We start from the raw sequence: 25,596 nt of genomic DNA on the forward strand, positions 1-25,596 counted from the left end.
GGATAGCCTCACTTTTCTAATCGTCGGTCTGCGGGTCCGCCTCCATATCGACGCCTGCCAAGGTCCGGAAGGCGACAGCCGCCCCGACGGCGCCGACCGCGAGGATCAGGCCGTAGTAGATGACGGCCTGTGAGGCCGTCCACCAGGTGCCGAACAGCCCCGCGACCAGTGCGCCGACGGTGACCCCGGCGACCTCCTGCGCCATCCAGATCCCGTTGACCCGGCCCAGTAGTGGTCCCGGGGTGCGTTGCTGGATCAGCGAATATCGCAGGATCTCCCCGACCGTGTCGAGGAATCCGACGAGCATGAGCAGTCCGATCGCCGCCCAGCCGTAGGGCGTGAGGCCGAACAGGATCTGGCAGCCGAACGCCGGCGGCAACACCCAGAGCAGCAGGAGGCCAGGCCGGCGAACCGTCGGGATCCAGCCGCTGACCAGAGCCGAGATCATGGCACCACCGGCGACGGCGGCGTAGAGAAGACCGGTCACCGCCGGATCGTCGCCGAATCGCTGTGCAACCAGGGCAGGCAGTAACGCGACCACCCCGGCGCCGAACATACTCACGACGCCGACCGCCATCACGCTCGCGACGACCCGGTCGGCGACGAGGAATCCGAACAGCGACGGCGGCGTGGAGGACCGGTCGGCGGCATTGACGGGCGGTGCGTGGTGGGCCGCACCGGGTGGCAGCGACGGCAGACCGGTCAGGATCAGGACCGTGGTGGTGGCGAGGACGGTGGCGACGGTATACGCCCATTCGACACCCGCCGCGGCGATGAGGAACCCGGCGACGGCCGGGGACAGCGCGGCTCCGATCCGCACCGTCAGCGCGTTCATGGCACCGACCGCGGCCAGATGTTCGCGGGCGATCAGTGTGGGTACCGCCGCCATCAACGCCGACGTCGACAATGCCCCGACGATGCCGTCGAGTCCCGCGACCGTGTAGAGGATGCTGACGCGGGGCACACCGCCGAAAGCCCCGAAAGCATTGGCGGCCAGCGCCGCGAACGCCAGTGCGGCACCCGTCCGACCGACCAGGATCAGCCGGCGGCGATCGAAGCGGTCGGCCAGCAGCCCACCGAGAACCATGCCGACAAAGGTGGTGATCCCGGTGACGGCGGTGGCCGCCCCCACGTGGGCGCTGGATCCGGTGAGGTCCCACATCTGTACCGGCACCGACACCAGCAACATGCCGATGCCGAGTAACGAGATCAGGCGGGCGACGAATATCCGCCGGAAGGCCGGGCTCTCGCGCAGTGGTGTCGTGTCCAGCAGCAAACCGGTGGCGCCACTCATCGTGCCTCCTTGGCGCAGTCGGTGACCAGCTCGCGCAGCGCCGCGAGCCACCGTGTGGCGAGTTCCTCGACCCGTGCCGTGTCGAGTACGCCGGGTTGATAGGTCCACACCGCGCGCATGCGGCTGGCCGGCCCGGTCGAGGCGGAGTCACCCGCATCGAGTGTGGTGACGTCGACGACCAGCCCATATGCGGCAGGCATCTGCGCGTCCGGGCCGATCTCGACCGACTCCGAGGCCATCGCCCAGTCGCCCATCTCGATGGCTCGGTAGCGACCCAGATAGTTGAATTCGATTGCGGCCGAGGGTAACGCGACTGGCTCGTGCCGGTCGGTGCCATAGCGGAGCAGACCGTAACCGAAGCCGTCGTCGGGGAGATCGGCCCGTACCGCGGACAACATCCGCACTTGTTCGCGCGCGGACGCGGTACCGCCCACCGGCACTGGGTGGACCGCGGTGAACCAGCCGACGGTCCCGGTGAGGTCGATGCCCGGCCGCAAGTGCTCGGCCCGGCCGTGCCCCTCCAGATCCACCAGTGTCGCCGTCTGGGCGGCGGCGCCGAAGGCGCCGAGCAACACGTCGTCCACCGAGGCCCCGAGGGCCGCGGGCACGGCGCCGAGTAGGTCGTCGACGATGTCGGCGTCGATGTCGACGACGTGGCGCCGGGCCTGGCCCTGCGTGTGGTCGCCGAGCGGACGGTCGAACAGCGCATTCGGCGCACCTGCCGTCGCCAGGAGACTGCGCCACTGCGACTCCTCGCCGCGGCGATCGTCGGCCAGGACCGCATCCACCCAGACGGCATAGGGTGACGAGATCGCAGGCAGGTCGACCACCGAGGCGTCCGGGACACCCCTCGCATCGCGTGGAGCCGCATTCAACTGGGCGTAACAGGACAGCAGTTCGGGTATCAGCGTGCGCCACGAGACACCGTCGACGACGAGGTGGTGTACCTGCAGCAGGAATCGGCCCGGTTTGTCGCCCAACGGAATCCAGGTGGCCGACATCATGGCCCCCGCCAGCGGATCGAGGCGTCCACGGGCCCGTTCGGCTACCGCGAGGACGGTCGCGGCAAGGTCGGCGTCGTCCTGGACCGCTCCCTCGACGACGATCGGCGGGGTGGGGGCGGTCTCGGGAACATCGAAGCGCCACGGTCCATCGTCGACGACCAGGCGTGCCCGCAGCATGTGGTGCCGCGCCGTCAGTATCGCCAGCGCCCGGGTGGCGACGGCCGGATCGAAGTCGGCGGGTACCCGCAGCAGCGCCGACTGATGGAATCCACGGATCGATCCGGGATCGCCATCGGTGACATCGGCCAGCCATCGCACGATAGGGAGCGCTGCGACAGGTCCCGACGACACGTGCTCGAACGTCACTGCCGCCGTGTCGGATTCGTCGATCACTGCGGCCAGGTCGGCGGTCCGGGCGTGGAGCATCACGTCCCGTGGTGCGACGGCGAATCCCTCTCCACGGAGCCGTGCCACCAGGGACATGGCGACGATGCTGTCGCCGCCGAGCTCGAGGAAATCCTCGTCGAGACCCACATGTTCGCGCGGCACCCCGACCACATCGGCGATGGCATTGGCAACTGCCCGTTCGGTATCGGTCACCGGGGGGCGCACCTGCCGGTCGACGGTCGGGGTCGGCAGGGCGTGCCGGTCGATCTTGCCGTTGGCGAGCCGTGGCAGCTCGTCGAGGATGGCGACTGCCGCCGGCACCATATAGTCGGGCAGGGCCGCCCGCACCGCGGTACGCAGGGCGGCGCCGTCGAGCCCGGGAGCATCCGGAGCGGCGGACCCGGTGACGTAGCCGAACAGCCTGCCATTGCGCGCGAGGACGATCGCCTCGCCGACGCCGTCGAGATCGGCGAGCGCGGCCTCGACCTCGCCGATCTCGACGCGGAAGCCACGGATCTTCACCTGATCGTCGCCGCGACCGCGGTACTCGAGTAGACCGTCCCGGGTCCAACGCACGGTGTCGCCGGTGCGATACATCCGTGCACCGACGACCGCTCCATTCGGAACCGATTGTGTGACAGCGGGGTCGGGCACGAAAGGGTCCGGCACAAAACGCTCCGCGGTGAGGTCGCTGCGCCCGGCATAGCCGCGCGCGAGTCCGGCACCGGCGAGGTACAACTCGCCGTCGACACCGGCGGGCACCGAGCGAAGTGCGGAATCGAGCACGTAGGCACGTGCACCGTCCACGGGTCGGCCGATCACCGGCCGATCGCTGTCGGCCGCCCGGGCGACGAGCGCATCGACACACGCCTCGGTCGGACCGTACAGGTTGTAGGCATCCGAGCCGGTCAGTGCGCCCAAGTCCCGCCACTGCGCCTCGGCGACCGCTTCACCACCGAATCCGATTGCCGCCATCGTTGTTTCGGCTCCGTCGAGCTGACGCAGATGCGACGGTGTCACTTCGAGGAAATCCCAGCCCTCGGCGCGTAGTCGAGCTGCGAGCGCCTGGCCGTCGCGCATCGTGTCCGGGTCGACGATGGACAGTTCGTGTCCGTCGAGCAACCACAACTGCGGCTGCCACGATGCGTCGAAGGCGAAGGACCAGGCATGTCCGACACGTAGTCGATCCCGTCCGGTGCGTTCCCGGGCCGGTGCATGTAGTCGGCGCCGGTGGCCGGCGAACAGATTGGTCAGCGCTCGGTGTTCGACGACGACCCCCTTCGGGGTGCCGGTCGAACCCGACGTGAAGATCACGTACGCCGGGTGTTCCGGCAACAGTGCCCGGGTGCGAGTCACCGTCGGTACCTCGGCGCCGACGGGTATGGGCGCGAGCAACGGGTCATCGAGCGCATCGATGATCCGGCGGGGCCGGGCGATCTCGTACATCGCGGCGACCCGGTCCGGGGGAGTGCCCGGTTCGATCGGAAGGTACGCGGCGCCGCTGTAGAGCACCCCGAAGATCGTCTCCAGCGCCAGGACGCCGCGCGGCAGACAGACCGCAACGACGTCCTCGGGGCCGATTCCCGCACCGGCCAGTCGCGAGGCGATCGTCGCGACCCGGCGCCCGAGTTCGCCGAAGGTGCGCCGGCCGTCGGTACCGCGCAGCGCCGGAGCGTCGTGGTCGCGGGCGATTGCGGCATCGAGTAGAACCGGGAAGGTGGTCGGTACGGCTGCCGGCCGATGGTCTGTCTCCAATTCGGCGTCGACCCGCACGTCCAGGTGGCGAATCGGTGAATCCGGATGTGCAGTAATGAATTCCAGCACGAGGACCAGTCGGCGGGCGATCAGCTCGACGGTGTCGCGGTCGAATAGATCGGTGCTGTACTCGATGACACCGCCGAGTCGCGGGACACCATGGGAGGAGTCTTCGACGAAGTCGAAGGACAGATCGAATTTCGCGGTGGTCGGGGCCGGCGGTGCGTCGGCACCTGGCCCGGGCAGCCGGCCGTCCACATAGACCACCATCGTCTGGAACAGCGGGTTCATCGCGGTCGTTCCGGTGCTCCGGCACGCCTCGGTGACCTGTTCGAACGGGATGTCGCGGTGATCGAGGGCGGCGATATCCCAGTCGCGGACTCGGGTGAGCAACTCGGTGGGCGTCGGGTCGCCGGAAAGATCGGTCCGAAGCACGATCGTGTTGAGGAAGAACCCGATCAAGCCGTCGAGACGGGGATCGTTTCGGACGGTCACCGGAGTGCCCAGGGGGATGTCGTCGCCGCCGCCGAGACGCGACAGCAGCAGTGCCACCGCCGTTCGCATTAGCATGAACATCGAGGTACCCGTGCGCGCCGACATCGCCCGCAACCGTTGCGCGAGTTCGTCGTCCAGGCCGACGAACACACCGTCGCCGCGGCCGGACGGACGTGGCGGTCGCGGCCGGTCGTAGGGCAGCGGGAGCTCGGCGGGACAGCCCGCCAACGCATCCCGCCAGAACTGCAACGCGGTCTCGCGACGCACGCCGGTGACCGTTGCCCGCTGCCAGACAGCGAAGTCCGAGTACTGCACGGGCAGCGCCGCCCAGCCGGGTGGCGCTCCGGTCAGCCGCGCGGCGTAGGCGGTGTCCAGGTCGGCACGGAGGGGTGCGGCCGACCACTCATCGGTGGCGATGTGGTGGATGACCACCACGGCAAGCCCATCTGCGGCGACCACTCGGATCGGGATCTCGGCGGCCAGGTCGAAGGCGTGGCTGCCCGCGGCCGACAACATGGCCGGGTCATCGGTGACCACGACCTCGACGGTCGGGGCATCGAGCACTTCCGGCAGCTGATCCCGATATCGCGTCCGAAGGATCTCGTGGCGCATCACGACATCGTGTACCGCGGCCTTCAGCGCCGAGTGGTCGATGGGTGCCGATGACCCGCCGGGTCCGCCCGGTCGCCACAGCAGGGGCACGTTGTAGGTCGCAGCCGGTCCCGACATCGTGTGCAGCGCCAGCATCCGTTCCTGGCCGAAGGACAGTTGCGGCGGTCCGTCGGTCACGACGTCGAGCACCGGTAGCGCCGCAGCCCCATTGCCCCCGCCGTCGGCGAGTGCAGTCGCCAGGGTGGCCACCGACGGGTGATCGAAGAGGGTGCGCAGGGCGAGTTCGTGGCCGAGCGTGCTGCGCACAAGATTCGTCACCTTGATGGCCAGGAGCGAATGTCCACCCAGGGCGAAGAAGTCGGCGTCGACGTCGATGACCTCGAATCCCAGGACATCGCTGAAGATCTCGGCCAGATCGGATTCCAGCGCGGTCCGGGGCCGGACACCCTCCACTGTCCGGGCTGCCGGCATCGGCAACGCCCGACGGTCGAGTTTGCCCGCCGGGGTGAGAGGGAGGTGTTCGAGCACCGTGATCGCGCTCGGCACCATGTAGCCCGGCAGTCGGCGGGCGAGCGCGGTGGTCAGCGCCGTCACATCGACGCCAGTCGTGCCGTCGGCGATCACCCAGGCGACCAGCCGGTCCGCGTCGGCACCGACCGCCGCACCGGCGACACCGGGCAGGGCGCTCAGTGCGTTCTCGACCTCACCGATCTCCACCCGATTGCCCCGCACCTTGACCTGGAAGTCGCGCCGGCCCAGGTACTCCAGGACTCCATCCCGTCGGCGGACCAGGTCACCGGTGCGATAGCAGCGGGCGCCGGGGATCTCGCCGGTCGGGTCGGCGATGAAGGCGGCAGAAGTCAAACCCGGGCGATGAAGGTAACCGCGTGCGACCGGGGTTCCGCGAACATAGAGCTCACCGATGCGTCCGTCGGCCACGCGCTGGAGCGAGTCGTCGAGCACCAGTACAGCGGCTCCGGCGATCGGGTGGCCGATCGGGACGCTCTGTCCTTCGGGGGATGCGGTGGCGACCGCGTCGGTCACCACGACGGTCGTCTCGGTGGGACCATAGGCGTTGATCAGTGCCAGCGCCGGCGCGGCCTCTGCCACCCGGCGAGCCAGGTCACCGCCCAGGGCCTCACCGCCGGCGATGAGTTGGCGCAATGATGTCAGCGCACGCGTCTGGCCGACGAACAGTTCCAGCAATGACGGCACGAAGACCGCTGCGGTGACGCCGAACTCGTCGATGATCTGCGCCTGCCGGTGTGGATCACGGTGCGCGCCCGGCTCGGCGACCACGGCGGCGGCCCCGGACACGAAGGGCAGCAACAACTCCCAGACCGCACCATCGAACCCGACCGGCGTCTTGACGAGCATCGCCGAGCCGGGGCCGAAGCCTCCGGGCATCGTGTCGCGACGCCAGCTCAAGACATTCGACAACTCACGGTGGGTGACCACGACACCTTTGGGTTCACCGGTCGAACCCGATGTGTAGATGACGTATGCGGCGTTGTCCGGCAACGGTTGTGGCCAGTCATCCGCCATGACGGTGGTCACCGCTTCACTGTCGGCGTCGAATCCGATGACGGGCAGGGTGATGGGCCACGCTGGTTCGACGGTGGCGGGACCGGTGATCGGCGTCCCGTCGGTCACCACGGCGATGGCACCGGAGTCGGTGATCATCGCGGCGATCCTCGCGACCGGGAGGTCGACGTCCACCGGCAGGTAGGCGGCGCCGGCCCGCAGGACGGCGTGGACGGCGATCACCTGCTCGATACTTCGTTCGGCGACGACGGCGACGACGGTCTCCGGACCGGCACCGTGATGCCGCAGGCGTCGGGCGAGCCGGGCCGTCCGCGCGTCGAAGTCGGCGTAGGACATCACTCGTCCACCGGTGTCGCGCAGGGCATCCCGGCCAGGGTGGGCAGCTACCGACGCGCGGACCAGATCGACGACGGTGGTGGTGGTCTCGACGGCGGCCGGTGGCCCGGATTCGACGTCGGTGACAGCCCGCAGCTCGTCCGGTGCCAGCAGGGTGATCCGATCGATCCGGATGTCGGGGTGGCGGGACACCTGAGTGAGCACCCGACCGAGAAGGACCAGCAGCATCTGCGCGGTCGCGGAGTCGAAGAGGTCGGTCGCATATTCCAGTGTCAGCACGACCTCGCCGGTGGCGGCGGCGTCGACCGCGGTGAACGCGAGGTCGTATTTCGCGCTGGCCGCCGCCAGCGGGATGAATGCGGCCGGCAGCCCGAGGAACCGGTCGGGCACCATGCCGACGTGCAGATAGCCGACACTCACCTGGAACAGGGGGTTGCGCCCGGAAATCCGTTCGGGGGCCACCGCTTCGACGATCTGCTGGAAGGGGACATCGGCATGGTCGAAAGCCGCGAGATCGGCGAGCCGAACACGCTCCAGCAATTCGTCGAATCGTGGCCGACCCGACACATCGGTGCGCAGGACCTGGGTGGCGACGAAGAAGCCGACCAGATCGTCGAGGGCGGGATCGGTGCGACCCGATACCGGAGTGCCGAGCGGGATGTCGTCACCGGCGCCGATGCGGTGGAGCATCACCGTGACCGCGGCCTGCACGAGCATGAACATGCTGGCACCACGGTCGGCGGCGACCGCGGCCAGCCGATCTCGATCGGATGCGGCCACCGTGTGGGTGACGGTCGCGGCGGGCCCCGGCGGCCCGGGTCGCCGTCGACGATCGTGGGGGAGCTCGATCTCGGCGGGCAGACCGTCCAGCTGTCCGGTCCAGAACTGTAGTTGCTCCTCACCGCGGTGAGCGAGCATATCCCGCTGCCACAGTGCGTAATCGGCGTACTGGGCGGGCAGCGGGGTGAACTCGGGTTCGGTTCCCGCCGTGCGCGCGGTGTAGGCCAGGGTCAGGTCGGTCAGCAGCGGACGGTCCGACCACTCATCGGTGGCGATGTGATGAATGGCGATGGTCAGCACGGACTCGCCGATCTCGCCGCCGCCACCATGGTCCGCGCGGTCGGCACGGATCTGGTTCAGCCGGACGCGGATCGGGGGCTGACGCCGAAGATCGAATGGGCGGGTGAGGAACTCGCGGGAACGTTCGGCGAGGACGGTGTCGACGTCGACCGCCGTACCGGTGGCCGCAAGAGCCTCGATCCGCCCGATCTCGACGACCGGCTCGAGGTCGTCGAGATCGCGTACCTCTTGATAGCCGGTGCCATCCGCATCCGCCGCAATGACGGTGCGCAAGACCTCGTGACGCTGCATCAGGTCCCGCACCGCGGCACGCAACGCGGATGCGTCCACCGTGCCCTGTAGCCGAACCACGTGGCCGTAGTGATACGACGGGTCGGTGGGATCGAGGTTGTGTAACAACCAGAGTCGTTCCTGGGCCGACGACAGCGGGACTAGTTCGGGTCGGATTCCGACGACGATGTCCGAGGTGGTTCCGCTCAGAGTCAGCCGCGCCACGATCTGGGCCGGGGTACGGGCCTCGAAGAGGTCGCGGATGGCGATCTCGGCGCCGAGTTCGGAACGCAGCGCCGACACGAGGCGCATGGCGGCCATGGAATGGCCACCCAGCTCGAAGAAGTCGTCGTCCAGACCGACAGGTTCGGTATCCGCGTCGTCGCCGAGGACCCGCGCCACCTCACGACACACCGCGCGCTCGAGGTCGGTGACCGGACTGCGGTGCGTCCCCGTGCGTTCGGGCGCGGGCAGAGCCTGCACATCGAGCTTGCCGTTCACCGTCATCGGGAATTCGCGAACGGCCGCGAACTGTGCAGGCACCAGATAGTCCGGCAGGGTGCGCGCCAGCTCGGTCCGGATCGCGGTGACGTCGATGGCGCTGGGGGTGGTCGGATCCGAATCGGCGGCAATCACATACGCGACGAGACGTTTGACGTCGGGTATGACGGCGTCGGCGGTGGCGATGACCGCGGCGGCAGCGACAGCGGGAAGTGCCGTCAGTGCGGCTTCGATCTCGCCGAGTTCGACGCGATGGCCGCGAATCTTGACCTGATCGTCGGCGCGGCCGAGGAAGTCCAGGTTTCCGTCGGCCCCCATCCGCATCAGATCACCGGTGCGATAGAGCCGCCCGCCGGTGGAGAACGGGTCGGCGACGAACCGTTCGGCGGTCAGGTCGCAGCGGCCGAGATAGCCACGCGCCAGTCCCGCGCCGCTGACGTACAGCTCACCGGCCACCCCGGCGGGAACCGGGCGCAGCCACGGATCGAGCAGGTGCGCAACGGTATTCCAGATCGGTGTACCGACAGACGACGTCGGTGACTCATCGGTGCCGATGCCGAGCGTATTGATGGTGTATTCGGTCGGTCCGTACAGGTTGTACCCGAAGGTGTCCGGTTGGGTGCGCAGGCGATTCCACACCGGTTCGCCGACCGCTTCGCCCCCGAGTAGGACCAGCGGCGGCACCCGGGGGCCGTCGAGCAGACCGTCGGCGATCAGCTGCGCCGCGTATGTCGGGGTCACATTGATGACGTCGATCCGAGCCCGCGCGCAATAGTCGACCAGCGCGACCGAATCACGCCGCAGATCTTCGTCGCAGATGTGTACCTCGTGACCTTCGACGAGCCACAGAAGCTCCTCCCACGACATATCGAAGGCGAAGGACACCGTGTGTGCGATGCGCATCCGGCCCTGATGCCCCGCCGCGCGGGCTACCGCGATCGCCGGCTCGAACACCTTCTCGCGGTGGTTGAGTTGCATATTGGTCAGACCGCGATACGGGGTGACGACACCTTTGGGTGCCCCGGTCGACCCGGAGGTGAAGATGACGTATGCCGCAGAGTCGGGGCGTACCGGCGGTGCGATCCAGCCGGGGGCGACCGGTGGGAGATCGTCGATGCACAACACTGCCAACCCAGTGGCGAGCGGTGGCGCGGAGGACTCGACGTCGGTCGCGAAGCGCTGCGCGACTGTGGTTTCGGTGAGCAGCAGCATCGGTGTGCCTGCTTCGATGATCGCACGCAACCGATCGTCGGGGTGATCGAGTTCCAGCGGAAGGTAGGCGCCCCCGGCCCGCAGTACGGCGAAGATCGCCACGATCATGTCGATGTTGCGCCCGATCGCCAGCGCCACCAGCGATTCGGCGCCGACCCCGTGGGCGGCGAGCGCGGCGGCGACCCGGTCGATCTGTGCCTGGAGTTCGGCATAGCTCATCCGCCGGTCGTCGAAGACGAGGGCGACGTCATCACCGCTGAGCACAGCCCGATTCGCGAGTAGGGTCGCCACCGTTGTCGAGGGCAGTGGGTACGTGGGCCCGGTCAGCGGCCGGTCGCGCCCGGTGGTGAGATCGACGGTGGCGACCGGCGAGTCGAGATGGCTGCCGACTGCGTCGAGCATGTCGCGGAACCGGGTGGCGATGTCGTCGGCCGTCTCGGCGGCGACGAGGTCGTCACGGAACTCCAGGCGAAAACGGATCGAGTTCGCCGGGGTCACCACCAGTGCGAGCGGATAGTGCGTGTGGTCGAGACTGCCCTCGCCGACGATATCGTGAAGCGCGGACTGTGCCTGTTCCTCCTCTTCGGTGCGGAAGTTCTGCAGCACATACAGCACGTCGAACAACGCGGACTGTCCGGTGGCCGCCTGCAACTGCGCCAGTCCGACATGGTCAGCCGACATCAGCCCGACCCGGTCACCCTGCATGCGGATGAGCAGTTCGCGCACGGTCTCCGACGGCCGCAACACGGTGCGCACCGGGATCGTGTTGAGGAACATACCGATCACGGTGTCGAGACCCGCGATCTCGGTCGGACGGCCGGCCACGGTCGAGCCGTAGGCGACGTCGGTGCGGCCGAGGACCCGGGCGAGGGTCAGGGTCAGCGCCGCTGAGAGAAGCGTGTTGAGAGTGACACCGGCGGAGCGGGCGTCGGTGCGGAGTCGGCCCGATCGGTCCGGTCCGAGATCGACATCGATCCGGCGCGGGACACGAGGGAAGCTGCCGGCCGCACGTGGTGCGACCAGCGACGGTTCGGTGTACCCGGCGAGATGAGTGCGCCAGCGATCCAGTGCCGCTGCGTGATCGGTGCGTGCGAACCAGGTGAGGTAGTCGCGTAGCGAGGCCTCCCGCGCGGGCACCTCGGTGCCGTGCAGATGGGCGAGTAGCCGAGTGACGAACAGACCGCCCGACCAGCCATCCCACAGGATGAATCGGCGGTTGACGACCAGTCGGTCGATGCCGTCGGCGAGCCGGATCAGGGTGAGCCGCCACAGCGGTGCCCGGTCGAGTGGAATCGGCCGGCTGCGGTCGGCGGTCAGCGCAGCCTCGAGCGCTGCCGTGTCACCGCCACTGAGGTCGAGTACCGTCAGGTCGGGTTCCACATCCTCGATGATGAGCTGGCACGGGCGGCCGTCGTGTTCGCCGAAGGCGGCCCGCAACTCCGGGTTGTCGGCGAGCAGAGTCCGTGCCGCGACCTGCAACCGGTCGGCGTCGACCCGGTGCCCGAAGTCGAGCCAGAACTGAGCGGTGTAGATGTCGGCGTCGGCGTCGACCTGCGCCTGATAGTAGAGACCTTCCTGGAGCGCGGTGAGCGGCCAGATGTCGGCAACCGAGTCGGGGCGCACTCCAGCCGTGCGGGCGAGTTCGGCCAGGGTGTCGTCGTCCACCGACACCAGACGGTCCTCGAGGTGGGCGACGAGCGCGTCGAGCAACTCGTCGGCGACCCGGTTGGCGTCGGCGACGCGACACGGGTCGATCTCGATCGCGACGACCGACCCGTACGCACCGGGAATCACCTTGACCCGCAGCGCATGGGCGGTGGGCAGACCGTAGTCGCCGACCAGGATGTCGGGATCGGCGATGTCGCCACGTGCCCGCGCCGCGGCGAGCGCTGTCGCGACCGTCGGCGCGAGCTCTCGCAACGTATCCAGGGCAGGACCGGGCACCGGGGCGGACAGCTGGGATTCGACGAGATCGACACGCACCGGCCGCAGACCTTGCAGCGGTCCGACCGTGCGGATGCCGTCGTCATCGCGTAGTTCGATGGCGACATCGATGAGCAGTTCACCGGTCAGATTCAGTGCGGTGGCGACGGTGGCCGCGACGATCGGCGCGAGGGCGGCGTGGTCGACCACGTCCCGACTGACCGGACGTCGCCGACGCACGACGCCGTCGGCCTGCTCGGCGCCGGTCGGAAGCACGGTTGCCGGGGCCAGTAGAGCCAGCCACCGGTCGAGTGCGGCGACCTGCGCGGCCTGGGCACCCAATCGGGCCATCACGGCGTGCAGCGAGACCGGTACCGGATCGATTGTCACCGCCCGCCCGGCGGCGTGATCGGCCAATGCCCGGGACAGATCGCCGCCGAGGATCGTCGTGGAGCGGGGGTCGATGAGCACCGGATCGAGGCGGAGCGTCAGCTCACCGGTCCCGGTGTCGAAGTCGGCGCGCGGATATCCGGGAATGCCGTGGGTGCCGCCGGTCGTCGCCTCGACGACCGGTATGTCGTGGCCGCGACCGCCCGGTGGGTCCGTGTGCAGTGTCCACAGGAACGGCAGCGACCGGTCCAGCACAGTGCGCAGCGCCCCGTGCCGCTCGACGAGGGAGTCCAGGATCTCGGTGATCGTCGCCGCCGTGGTTCCCGGCGGTGCGGTCACGGCGACCGTTGCGGGTTCCAGCTGGCCGGGCTCGACGCCTGCGGCCCGTAACCGTTGCAATGCGGGCGGCGGCGCCAGCGGGCCGTGGGTGTCGTCGTGAGGCGCGGACACCGCGCGGTCCTCGAGGTCGTCGAGGCGCGCGTCGGGCGTGCCGGCCAGTTCGCCCAGGAATGTGGCGAAGGCATCGGCGATCTCACGGGCCGCAGCACCCGCCTCGGCGACACCGCGGACGACGACCTCGGCGGGCTGGCCCTTACGGCGGAGCTGTATCTGGATCTCGACATCGGAAACCGGCCCCGACGCCAGCGCGTGGGCACGTGCCGGACGGCCGTCAAGGGTGGGTTCGAGGGTGCTGGCGATGACGTTGACGCCGAGGCCGAACATCCGATAGCTGCCGGTCGGTTCGGCCCCCGACCGGTCGGCGAGTGCACGCCCCAGGTCCTCACCGCGAAACCGGCTGTGCGCCAGCAGTCCGTAGAGGGCGCGGTCGGTACGGACGGCGACGTCGGCGATGGTGTCCCGGCCGTGTACTCCCACCCGGAGCGGCAGCACACTGGTGACCATCGACGGGGTCGTCCGGGTCGCGCGGTCCAGTCGGCCGGTCACCGGCAGTGCGACGACGAGATCCTCATGTCCGGTGCGGTTTCGGGTGAAGCCGAGGGTGGCGGCGATCAGCAGTACGGTGGGTCGTACCCCGGCGGCGGAGGCGAGTTCGCGCAACGGCGCGAGCTCATCATCGGGGATCTCGAAGCGGGCGTGAACGCAACCCCGGCCCGGCGGCAGGTCATCATCGAGCAGCCGCGCCGGCGGGGGCTTGTCCGCCATGCGTTCGACCCAGTAGTCCCGGTCGGTGACGAACTCGGGTCCGGCGCGATAGGTTTCCTCGGCCGCGACCACCCCGGCCATCGTCCAGTCGCGTGTACCGGTCGCGCCGGTCAGCCACGCACGCATCGCCGACACGACATGCACCAGGCCCATCCCATCGCAGACGAGGTGGTGGACCTTCACGTAGAAGTAATTCGTCGACTCGGATACCCGCAGAACCACGAAACGTGCGAGTGGCCCCGTCTCGATGTCCATCGGGACGGACATGTCTTCGTCCATCCAGGCCTGCGCGTCGCCCTCGCGAAGATCCACTTCGGTGACCGGCGTCTGGTCGGGCGGCAGAATTCGTTGCCGCAGTTCACCATCGGTCACGGTGAAAACGGTGCGAAGAGATTCCGCCTCCGTGATCAGCCGCTGGGTGACGGCGCGGGCTCGATCGATCCCGACGCTCGAGCTGTACTCCAGATACATTCCGGTGTTGTAGAGCGTCGGCTCGTCGGTGACCTGCATGCCGAGAAAGATGTCGCGTTGGCCGGCCAGTGCGGGCAGGATCACCGGCTCGTCGGCCACCACGGTGGCGTCCTCTGATGTCGCGGGGGTGGTGGTCACTGATCGCCTTCGGTGGTCGGGTCGAGCTCTGGAAAGGCGCACAGGGCAGCGCGCCAGGCGGTGGCAAGGGCATCGATGTCACTCGGGCCGAGCAGATCAGGCAGATACGCGAAGGTTGCCGACAACTGTGGGCCGGAGGTCTCGTCACGGCAGACGACGTCGACCTCCAGTGCATGTCCGACCCCGAGGTCGGGATCGGCAGTCGCGGCCAGCGAGGACGATTCGACGGAGGGCTGCCAGGGACGGCCACCGCCGACGGAGAAGCGGCCCAGATAGTTGAACAGCACCGTCGGTCGGGGAAGCCCGGCGAAGACGGTCGCCAACTGTGGATGCAGGTAGCGCAACACTCCATAGCCGACGCCGCCGTCGGGCGTCTCATCCCAGGCCCGCTGGGTGGCGGTGATGGCATCGATGACGCTGACTGCGCCGGCCGGCAACCGGATCGGCGCGATGGTGGTGAACCAGCCGACCGTGTGGGACAGGTCGACCGGATCGTCGGCAGTGCCGAGTGACTCCACATCGCGCCCATGGCGTTCGGTGTCGACGACGAGGTCGCCGGTTCCGAACACCTGTCGCGCGGCGAGGTGTAGCGCGGCCAGGAACAGCGTCGTGACTCCGACGCCGAGCCGTGTCGGCGTTTCGGTGAGCAGACGGCTCGTCGTCGCGGCGTCGACGGTGACGATCGTCCGACGCTGGTCGCCGCAGGTGCCGACGGTCGAGGCGAGCACGTCGGGTGTGTGCGTGGTGAGGCCACCGCCGGTGCCCAGGGTCGCGACCCAGTGTTGGGATTCGGCGACCAGGGACGGATCGGCGGCGCGGGCCACCATTCGGGTGGCATATCCGCGCAGTGACGTTCCGTCGGTGAATGCCACGGGCTGTGCACCGACGGTCAGCGCCGCGTCGGCAGCGGCGAGATCGTCGAGGATGATGCGGCGGGAGACCCCGTCGACGGCCAGATGATGGATTACCAGGATCAGGCGGCCAGGAGATCCGGCCACTCCGGGTAGGACGGTGGCCGCGACCATCCGTCCGTCTTCGGGGGCCAATCGTCCTGCGGCCTGGTCGGATTCGACGCGGACCGCGGTGGCCAGGTCGGGATGGGTGCCGGTGGGCGCGATGTGGAGCAGATCGGCGGCGCGGACCGCACCGGGTGCGGCCGCGGTCACCGTCCACACCGCACCGCCCACGATGGACAGGCGCATGCGCAGCGCTTCATGCGCGTCGATGACGACCTGTAATGCGGCCGCTATCCGCTCCGGCCCGGCTCCCGGCGGGGTATCGACGACGAGGGACTGGTTGAACCGGTCGATCCGTCCGCCGAGTTCGGCGAGTCGATGGATGATCGGCGTGGTGGCGATGGCGGCCGCCTCCCCGGACACCGTGGTGGCGATCGCCGGCTGAGCGCCCGGCTGCGAGGTGTCGATCCATTCGGCAACCGTGGCGAGTCCGGCCACGGTCGGTCGCTCGAACACGTCCCGAGGACTCAGACGTAGGCCGCGTCGGCGCGCGCGGTTGGCCAACGTGGTCGACACGATGCTGTCGCCGCCGAGCGCGAAGAAGTCGTCGTCGGCACTGATCGTCGGACCGCCGCCGGGATCGGGCTCGATGCCGAGACTTTCGGCGAAGATCTCGGCGAGGGCCACCTCCATCTCGCCGACAGGTGCGCGTCCCACCGGGTGGGTGGGTCCGGGATCGGGTAGCGCGTCGACGTCGACCTTGCCGTTGACGGTCAGCGGTATGCGCTCGACGGCCATCACCGTTGCGGGCACCATATGGTCGGGCAGCGTCTCGGCCAGCGCGGCCCGGATCGTGTCCGGATCACTATCGGGCGCAGCGATATATGCCAGAATTCGGTCGGCACCCTGCGGTCGACGGCGGGTGATGACGGCAACATCGTGTGTCGCAGCCGCGGTGGCAAGTGCGGCACGGATCTCACCGAGTTCGATCCGGAAGCCGCGGATCTTGACCTGGCTGTCGGCTCGCCCGGCATAGCGCAGACGGCCGTCGCGGTCACAGCGGAACAGATCTCCGGTGCGGTAGAGCCGCGCACCGGAGGGGCCTGCGACGAAACGCACCGCGGTCAGTGCCGGCCGGTGAAGATACCCGGCCGCGACCTGCGGACCCGACAGGTACAGCTCGCCGACGACGCCCGCCGGGACCGGACGGAGATACTGATCGAGGACCAGCGGCGAGATCCCGGGCAACAGCGCACCGACGTCGGAACCGTGCACGGTACCCATCGCATCGCGCTGGTCGAGGGTGAGATGGGTGGCGTGCACCGTCGTCTCGGTGATCCCGTACATGTTGACCGCACGAATGTGGCTGTGCCGGTCCAGGAAACCGCTCAACCGGCCGATGTCGAGGGGTTCGCCGCCGAAGATCAGATAGCGCACCGCGGCCAGCGCGCCAGCCGTATCGGTCATCGATTCGAGTACCGATTCGAGAGCGAAGAACGCCGACGGTGTCTGATTGAGTACGGTCACCCCCTCGGCCGCCACCAATGTCGCGAAGTCCTGCGGCGAGCGTGTGGTGGGTCGATCCGGGATGACGAGGGTGCCGCCGGTCGCCAGTGGTCCCCAGATCTCCCAGACCGAGAAGTCGAAGGCGTAGGAGTGGAACATGGTCCACACGTCGTTGTGATCGACATCGAAGAGACGGGGGTTGTCCTGATCTCTGCCGAGGTTCAACGTGTTGGACAGCAGCGCAGCCACATTGGCGTGACTGACCACAACTCCCTTGGGGTTTCCGGTGGAGCCGGAGGTGTAGATCACGTAGGCGGGCTGACCGGGTGCCGGAGTGGCCGCAGCGATGTCGGCCCATCCGGGAGCCTCGGCCGGGGAACCCGCCCGAGCGGCACCGGGCCCATCGAGGTAGGTGCGGTCCACGACGACCACCGGCGCGGTGTCGGCGATGATCGCGTCGATTCGTGCTGCCGGGTAGTCCGGATCGACCGGCACATATGCGCCACCGGCACGCAGGGTGCCCAGCACGGCGACGATCAGATCGATGCCACGTTCGAGCCGAAGTACGACGTGGTCGCCCGCGCCCACCCCGTCGGCGCGTAGGCGCTGAGCCAACTGTGCGCTGCGGCTGTCGAGTTCCCGGTAGGTGATCCGCTCGTCGGCGGCGACGACGGCCGTCCGTTCCGGATGGGCGCCCACCGTCGCGGCGAAGATGCCGACCAGAGTCTGCGATCGCGACGATCCGGCCGGTGGTGGTGGTGGTGCCACGGGAAGACGTGCCGGGATCGTCGGGAGTGCCGCGAGCCGGGTGTCCGGTGCGTCCGCGAGCAGGGCCAGGACGGTCAGCGTCCGGTCGGCCAGCGCCTGCACCGTCTCCTCATCGAAGAGTGCGCGCGCATACTCCAGTCGTAGCCGGATCCCGCCGTTGTCGGCGAGTTCGACGAATTCGAAGGTCAGATCGAAGGTCGCGGTCCGCGTCGGCGGGAACAGGGGAGTGGCGCGCAGACCGTCGAAGTCGGGGACCAGGATCGGGTCACGATACTGAACCATGGTCTGGAACAGTGGGTTACGCGTCAGGCTGCGTTCGGGCCGCAGCGCGGCGACGACAGTGTCGAAGGGCACGTCGGCGTTGGCGTAGGCGTCCAGGTCGGTGGCGCGGACCCGGCGGATCACCTCCCGCAGATCGGGATTGCCGGTCAACTCGGTGCGTAGCACCACGGTGTTGACGAACATGCCGATCAGGTCGTCGGCCGCCGCGGCGCCGCGCCCGGCGACCGGCGTGCCGACGACGATGTCGTCGCCGGCACCGGAAGCCGACAGGGCGATAGCCACCGCACTGTGGCAGAGCATGAACATCGTCGCCTTCTCGTCGCGACCCAACGCTCGCAGCGAGGTGTGAAGTTCCGGCGTGCACACGCGGTCGATCTGGGCGCCACGGTGGTCGTGATCGGCACCGCGCGGACGATCGGTGGGCAAGGCGAGTACTTCGGCTACGCCGGCGAGACGTTGACGCCAATGATGTATCTGTGTCGCTGACAACGATTCCGGATCTGCGGGATCACCCAGCCGGTCGCGTTGCCACACGGCGTGGTCGGCGAACTGGATCGTCGGTGTCGACACCGGGGAGCCGTTGTAGCCCGCGGCGAGTTCGGCGAACAGGCGGCCTGCCGACCATTCGTCGGCAGCAATGTGATGCACCGTGAGCAGCAGTATCGCCTCTCTCGTGCCGACCCTCAGCAGGTCGGCGCGGATCGGCCACTCCGCGCCCAGATCGAAGGGGCGCAGCCGCAGGTCGGCGATGCGTTGGCCGTGATCGATCTGATCCCGGTGTTCGGTGACGGGAACCGTTCGGGAGCCAGGTGCGTCGATCACCTGGGCGGGTGCGTCGGCCTCCGCATCGTCGACGATCCGGGTCCGCAGAACCTCGTGCCGGTCGACAATCCGATTCAGTGCGTCGCCCAGGCGGACGACGTCGATCGGGCCGGGCGAGGATTCCAGTCGCATCGTGAACGCCACGGTGTATGCGCTGCCGTCGATTCCGCTCTCGAAGTAGACACCTCGCTGTGAGGCGGACAGCGGCAACGGGTTCGGGCGGTCGGCGAGTGCGACCGGTTCGTCGGCCGGCGCGGACGGTGACGACGGCGCATCGAGTGCGGCGGCGATATCGCCGATGCTCGGGTTGTCGAAGAAGAAGGTGACCGGAAGGGCGCACCCGGTGCGAAGACGCAGTTGCACACCGATTCTGGTCGCCGACAACGAGTGACCCCCGAGATCGAGGAACCGGTCGTCGAGGTGCGGTGACGAGAGGCCGAGCACGTCGCCGACGACGGCGATCACCAAGTGTTCGACGTCCGTCTCCGGCAACCGGTCCGGATCGCTCGCGACCCGCCGGTGGGGTGGGATGACCAGTGCCCCACGGTCGATCTTGCCGCCGGGTGTGCGCGGGATCGTGTCGACGACGCTGATCGTCGCCGGGACCATGAACCGCGGCACCGCCGTTGTCAGTGCGGCGCGGATCGCGTCCGGATCGAGGGCGGTGACCACGAAGGCATGCAGCCGGACATCATCGGGCGTGGCGTCGGCCCGATCGTCGACGACGACTGCGGCGTCCACCCCGGCGATCGTGCACAGCGCGGCCTCGACGTCGCCGATTTCGACGCGGTGCCCGCGGATCTTGACCTGACCGTCGACGCGGCCCAACAGGATGATCTCACCGTCGGCGGCGAGCTGGGCGCGGTCGCCGGTGCGGTACAGGCGACCGGCTTGGCCGAACGGATTGGCGATGAAGCGTGTTGATGTCCAACCTGCTCGGTTTCGGTAGCCGCGGGCGAGCTGAACCCCGGCGACGTAGAGTTCACCGGCACCGCCAGACGGCACCGGGCGCAGATAGCGGTCCAGGACATACAGGTCGGTACCCGGTACAGCTCGCCCGACGGTGATCTCGGCCGGGCGGGCGTCGACGACGGCGGCGCAGACGTCGCCCGCTACCTCGGAGGACCCGTAGGAGTTGACCAGTTCGGTGCACCCGGCGGTGAGCCGTGCTGCCGTGGGTGCGGAGAGCGGTTCCCCCGACACGATCCACCGGTGCAGGCGATCGCCTTCTCCGGAACCCGCGGCGGCGATCGCCTCGGCGAATCCGGGGATGGCGGTGATCTGGTCCACCCGATGTGTGTTCGCGAGGTCGGCCAGCGCCGCCGCGTCGCGTGCGGTCTCGTCGTCAGCGAGGACGACCCCCGCCCCGGCCGCGAGAGCACCGAGAATTTCGGTGGTTCCGTCGATGAAGGCGAAGGAACTCTTGGCCAAGACCGTGGTGCTGCTCCAGTGCCGGGCCGCCCACGAGATCCGATTCGCCAGAGCACCTGCCGTGCCCAGGACCGCCTTCGGAACGCCGGTCGACCCCGACGTGTAGATCACGTAGGCGGCGCCGGTGGGCGGAACCCAGACCGGTTCGAATGCGACGTCGGCGTGGGCGTCGGCCTCGATGCCCAGCCGATTCAGTTCGTCCGTATCGATCAGCAGGTCGGGGCGAGCGTCGGTGAGCATGTGACGGACATGGTCGTCGGGGTACGCGGGATCGATCGGCAGATAGGCGGCGCCGACGCGCAGCACCGCGAGCATGGCGACCACCGAGTCGGTCACCCGGGGTATGCACAGCGCGACAACCGATTCCGGTCCGATCCCGCGGCAACGAAGGGTCGCCGCGAAGGTCGCGACCCGGTCGTCGAGTTCGCCGAAGGTGAGTCGCCGCGTACCGCAGACCAGGGCGACCCGACTGCGGTTCTGCTGTGCGACGGCCGCGATCTGTTCGGCCACCGGCCGGTAGGGGACACCGACACCGCCGGATGCAGCCGGTTGTGCGGCCGTGGCGCCGAGCGTGACCAGTGGTGCGTGCGGTGTCGCCACCATCCACTCGAGTCGCAGGATCAGGTCGTCCAGCAACGTTGCGTCGACGCCCCGGTGTTCGAGGAGTAGCGAGATCTCCGGATCGTCCTCGACGATCAGAGTGATCGGATAGCTGGTGGAATCGGTGATCCGCGGCCGGATATGTGCGCGCGGAAAGCTTTCGAAGACCAGGAGGGTGTTGAACAGTTCGCCGCGGCCGACCGCCCGCTGGATGTCGCCGAGCGCGGTGTGATGATGATCGAGCAGACTGAGCTGTTCGCGCTGCACGCGGGTGATCAAGTCGTGTACCGCTTCTCGCGGGTCGAGTTGTACGCGCACCGGGATCGTGTTGACGAGCATGCCGACCATCTCGTCGACGCAGGCAACCTCGGGATGCCGCCCGGAGACGACTACCCCGAAGACGACGTCGCGGTCGTCGACCACATCGCCGAGCACCATTGCCCAGGCCGCCTGTATCAGGGCGTTGAGGGTCGCGCCCGCAGCCCTGGCCACCGACCGCAGCCGGGCCGAACGTCCGGCGTCGAAACGGTACGTCGCGACTCCCAGGTCGGCTGCGGCACCGCCGTGCGCGATCGGCACATGTGTGGGCGAGGACAGGTCGGTGAACGCCGCCAGCCAGCGGTCGACGCCCGAATCGCGTGCGGTGCACCAGTGTAGGAAGTCGGTGAGCGGTGCTACCGCGGCCAGCGCTTCTCCGCGATACGCGCGGAGTATCTCGCGCAGCACCCGGTGGATCGACCAGCCGTCGAGGGCGACATGGTGGGCGGTCAGTAGCAGGGTGTGCCACCCCGCCCCGGATACGAGTACGAATCGGACCGGGCCCGCCGTTGTCAGCGAAATGCCCTGGCTGCGTTCCTGTTCCCGGACGTCGGCCAGTGTCGTCGCCTGCTGTCGTGCGGTCTGGCCATGCTCCGCTTCACCCAGGTCCACGCGGTGCAGCGTGACGTCGACCGCGCGGTGCACGAGGGCAACCGGGGCACCGGTCCGGCGCCGGGTGAAGGAGGTACGAAGGATGACGTGCCGATCGACGACGGTGGCGATGGCGGCGCGCAACCGGGCGTCGTCGGGTGTACCGATCAGCGGGTCCAGGTCGAGTTCGGCGAAGAGGAGATACGGATCGCGGACGTCGCCCACGGTGTCGGTGCCCGCACGCGGCACGGTGGAGTGATAGATGATCGCTTCCTGCATCGGCGTCAGCGGCAGGATGTCGGAGATTGCGGCCGGTCCAGGTGCGGTGGGGTCGGCGGACGCGGCGCTCACAGCAGGTTCTCCTTGAGTAGTTCGTCGACTTCGTCGGCCGCGAGGTCGGCGGTGAACATGGTGGTCGTGCCCGTGGCGGCCGTCGGGCCCGGATTGCCGGAGCTGTTGATGGCCGGGCGGTCGATCGGCGTCGCGACCATTGCCAGTGCTGCCGGCGTGCGGTGGTCGAACAACTGGAGTGCGGTCACCTGCCAGCCGACACGAGCCAGTCGGGTGACCACGCGGACCGCGCTGATGGAGTCACCGCCACAAGCGAAGAAGTCGTCGTCGGCGCCGACCATCGGCAGCGCGAGCACGTCGGCGATGGCGTCGGCGACGGCGTGTTCGGCGGCGCCTGCGGGCGGTCGTGAGCGTCCGGCGCGAGCGGCGAAATCCGGTGTGGGTAAGGCGGCCCGATCGAGCTTGCCGTTGGGGGTCAGCGGCAGGGCGGGCAGCACCATGATGGCGGCCGGGAGCATGTAGTCGGGCAACTGTGTTGCCAGCCGAGCGTGCAGATCGATCGGTGTCGGCGGGCGCTCGCGGAGATCGGTCGCCGCCGTGACGTAAGCGACGATCCGTCCGTCGACGGCAGCTGCGGCGGCACTCGCCACTGCGGGATCCGCGGCGAGCGCCCGCTCGATCTCGTCGAGTTCGATGCGGAAGCCGCGGATCTTGACCTGATGATCGGATCGTCCGAGGCATCGCAGCGCTCCGTCGTCGCCGACGCGCACCAGGTCCCCGGTCCGATACATGCGGGTGCCGGGCGCGCCGAAGGGGTCGGGTAGGAAGCGCGACGAGGTGAGTCCAGACCTGTCCCAGTAGCCGCGTGCGAGTCCGGCGCCGCTCAGATACAGCTCACCCACCTGGCCTGGTTCCACCGGCGCGAGCGTCTGATCGAGCACGCGCACACCGGTATTGGCGATCGGCGCGCCGATGGTGACCGGGTCGTCGGACCGCATTGCTGCGGTGGTTGACCAGATGGTCGTCTCGGTCGGACCGTACATGTTGCGGACCGACCGGGTCGTCGACGTGAGTTCGGCGGCCAGTCCCGGCGGCCAGGCTTCCCCGCCGGCCAGGGCATCGACGCCGGCGAGAATGCGTGCGCGGCGGGCACCGTCGGCCGACGCGGTATCCGCGGTCGCGGAGAGGAACATCGTCCACAGCGACGGGGTGGCCTGCACGATGGCCACCCGGTGACGGTCGATCAGTTCGAGGAGGCGAGTGGGGTCGTGGACGTCGTCGTCGGCGGCGAGGACCACGGTCGCGCCCGCGGCAAGGGGGACGAGGGTTTCCAGCACCGCGATGTCGAAGGAGATCGTCGTCACCGCGAGTACCGGACGGCCGGGACCGTACTCGAGGATGTCGATCATCGCGCCGGCGAAGTTCTGCACCGCATGATGTTCGATGACCACCCCTTTGGGGCGACCTGTCGATCCGGAGGTGTAGATCACGTAGGCCGGGGTGCGGGCGACGCTGTCAGGGCGGTTCGGCGTCGGCGTGGACGGTCGGAGTCGGCGGACGACGGTCGACCCCGGTGCGTGACGGTCGGGCTCGATCACGACCACCGGACGGGCATCGTCGAGGATGTGCGCGATCCGGGCGGCGGGAAACTGCGGGTCGACGGGAACGAAGGCGGCACCCGACCGCCACACCGCAAGCAACGCCACGATCAGGTCGACGCCCCGGGGCAGAGCTACCGCCACCAGATCGTCGGCGCCGAGGGGACCGAGCCGGTCGGCCAGGTCGGTGACCTGCCCCAGCAGTGTCCGATAGTCGACCCGTTCGTCTCCGAACACGACCGCGCACGCATCCGGATCCTGCGCGGCGATGCGATCGATGAGAGCGACACTGTCGACCGGACATGCGACGTCGGTGTCGGCGGCAGACAGCCGTGCGCGTTCGTCGAAGTCGTGCTGCCGCCGCAAGCCGATGGCACCGATGGGTCGGGCGGTGTGCAGCGCCTCGCGGAGGAAGTCGGCCAACGCGTCCACCAGATACGTCAGCCGTCCTGTCGAATACAGGGAGGCATCGGCGTCGATGATCAGTTCGAGATCGCCACGACCGGCGCTCGAATCTGTGGTGTCCCCAGGTGTGGAAGCGGTGATCGGCGAAGCGGTGATGGACAGGTCGACCACCGGACCGCGGGCCAGCGACCGGGCCTGGACCTCGGTGTCGGCAAAGGCGATGGCGTCGCCCAGCGGTTTGATGTTGAGGGTTGGGCCGATCACCCCGTCGATGCCCCGCCTGCGCAGGTCGGCGAGCAGGTCCTCGCCGCGGTATCGGGCGTGCGGGGTCAGCTCCCGCAGTCGGGTCCGGGTCTGCTCGGCAATGTCGTCGAGGGTGTGATGGGTGGCCACCCCGATCCGCAGCGGGATGACGTTGACCGCCGTGCACGGCACCTTGGCGGTCGGCGAGCCGAGGCGATTCATCATCGGGAAGCCCAGCGCCACTTCGTCGGTATCGGCCCACCGACAGCAGAAGGCGGCCACCGCCGCCGCCAGCCGGGCCACGTCCCGTGGGGCATCGCCCAGCCCGGGCAGCACGATGCGGATAGTGCGGATCGAGGTGGCGATCCGGTGGTCGCGGGGCTGCTGCGCCAGCGTGACGGAGCCATCGAGGCCGGCGAGTTCCGTGAGCCAGAAATCACGCGATCGAGGAGCCGGGAGGTCGTCGTCGACCCGCAGCGACCGCACCGAGGCCAACTCTCGGGGATCGGTGGGATCTGCGTACCGCTGGGCGATTCGTCTGACGAGCAGGCGTAGCCCGTACGCGTCGGTGACCAGGTGGTGCGCGACGATCAGCAAGGCCACCCGGTGACCGGCGGTGAGGATGCCGATCCGCGCACATGGTCCGGTGGCAGGGTCGATGGTCACCGTGGTCGCGGCTGCTGCATACGTGTCGATCGCGCCGGGGTCGGCGCCGAGGTCGGTCAGCTCGACCGGTGGCGGTGCGTCGAGTACGACCTCGAGACTTCCGTGCTCGAGACCGCCGTCTGGGGCCTGCCGGAATCGTGACCAGAAGCCGTCCGCCTCGGTGATCGTCGCCGCGGTGGCGGCGTGCAGCCGGACCGGATCCGGAGTGTCGTCGGACCCGAAGTCGAACAACTCTCCGACGGTGAACACCGGCAGCGGCCCAAGGAGTGCCTGGGCGACCCAAAGGCCGTGCTGAGCGCGGGAGGCGCGGATGGTCATCGAGGGTCCTTCGTGCTGGGTACCACTGCTAACGGGAGTGGTGGCGAGCCTCATGGCGGGCGGATAGAAAGGTAAGCCTACCCAATGTTTATACTGGGGTCCGAATGTGGGGATGTCGGATATGTCCCGATCTGCACCGACACCGCACCTGCCGTTAGTTAGGCTAGCCAAGCCTTCTGCGTCGGCTGCGGATAGGTACCCACGGCCCTCGGCTCTGCCCCGCA

The 25,596-nt window shown here is 68.8% G+C and carries 4 protein-coding genes; all 4 read right to left on the minus strand.

Annotated elements, in window-relative coordinates:
* Positions 1 to 16: 16 nt before the first annotated feature.
* From entS to QSJ18_RS03850, 4 genes are read right to left on the minus strand one after another with little or no spacing between them, the layout of a single operon-like run.
* Complete coding sequence (gene entS / locus QSJ18_RS03835) at positions 17 to 1,294, minus strand: enterobactin transporter EntS (RefSeq protein WP_286324925.1); 1,278 nt, start codon at positions 1,292 to 1,294, stop codon at positions 17 to 19.
* Positions 1,291 to 14,577 carry a non-ribosomal peptide synthetase gene (locus tag QSJ18_RS03840; RefSeq protein ID WP_286324926.1) on the minus strand — a complete coding sequence of 4,429 codons (13,287 nt, stop codon included), beginning with the start codon at positions 14,575 to 14,577 and terminating at the stop codon, positions 1,291 to 1,293. The genes entS and QSJ18_RS03840 overlap by 4 nt, the downstream gene beginning before the upstream one ends.
* Complete coding sequence (locus QSJ18_RS03845; protein ID WP_286324928.1) at positions 14,574 to 22,202, minus strand: non-ribosomal peptide synthetase; 7,629 nt, start codon at positions 22,200 to 22,202, stop codon at positions 14,574 to 14,576. Before QSJ18_RS03845 ends, QSJ18_RS03840 begins: the two co-directional genes overlap by 4 nt.
* Positions 22,199 to 25,372 carry an amino acid adenylation domain-containing protein gene (locus QSJ18_RS03850; RefSeq protein WP_286324929.1) on the minus strand — a complete coding sequence of 1,058 codons (3,174 nt, stop codon included), beginning with the start codon at positions 25,370 to 25,372 and terminating at the stop codon, positions 22,199 to 22,201. The genes QSJ18_RS03845 and QSJ18_RS03850 overlap by 4 nt, the downstream gene beginning before the upstream one ends.
* Positions 25,373 to 25,596: the final 224 nt, after the last annotated feature.

This window comes from Gordonia heveisoli (assembly GCF_030315745.1).
Taxonomy (GTDB): domain Bacteria; phylum Actinomycetota; class Actinomycetes; order Mycobacteriales; family Mycobacteriaceae; genus Gordonia.

What these genes read in the sequence shown, in the direction of transcription:
- entS (WP_286324925.1), bottom strand. Translation starts at nt 1,294, where the DNA reads ATGAGTGGCGCCACCGGTTTGCTGCTGGACACGACACCACTGCGCGAG.
- QSJ18_RS03850 (WP_286324929.1), bottom strand. Translation starts at nt 25,372, where the DNA reads ATGACCATCCGCGCCTCCCGCGCTCAGCACGGCCTTTGGGTCGCCCAG.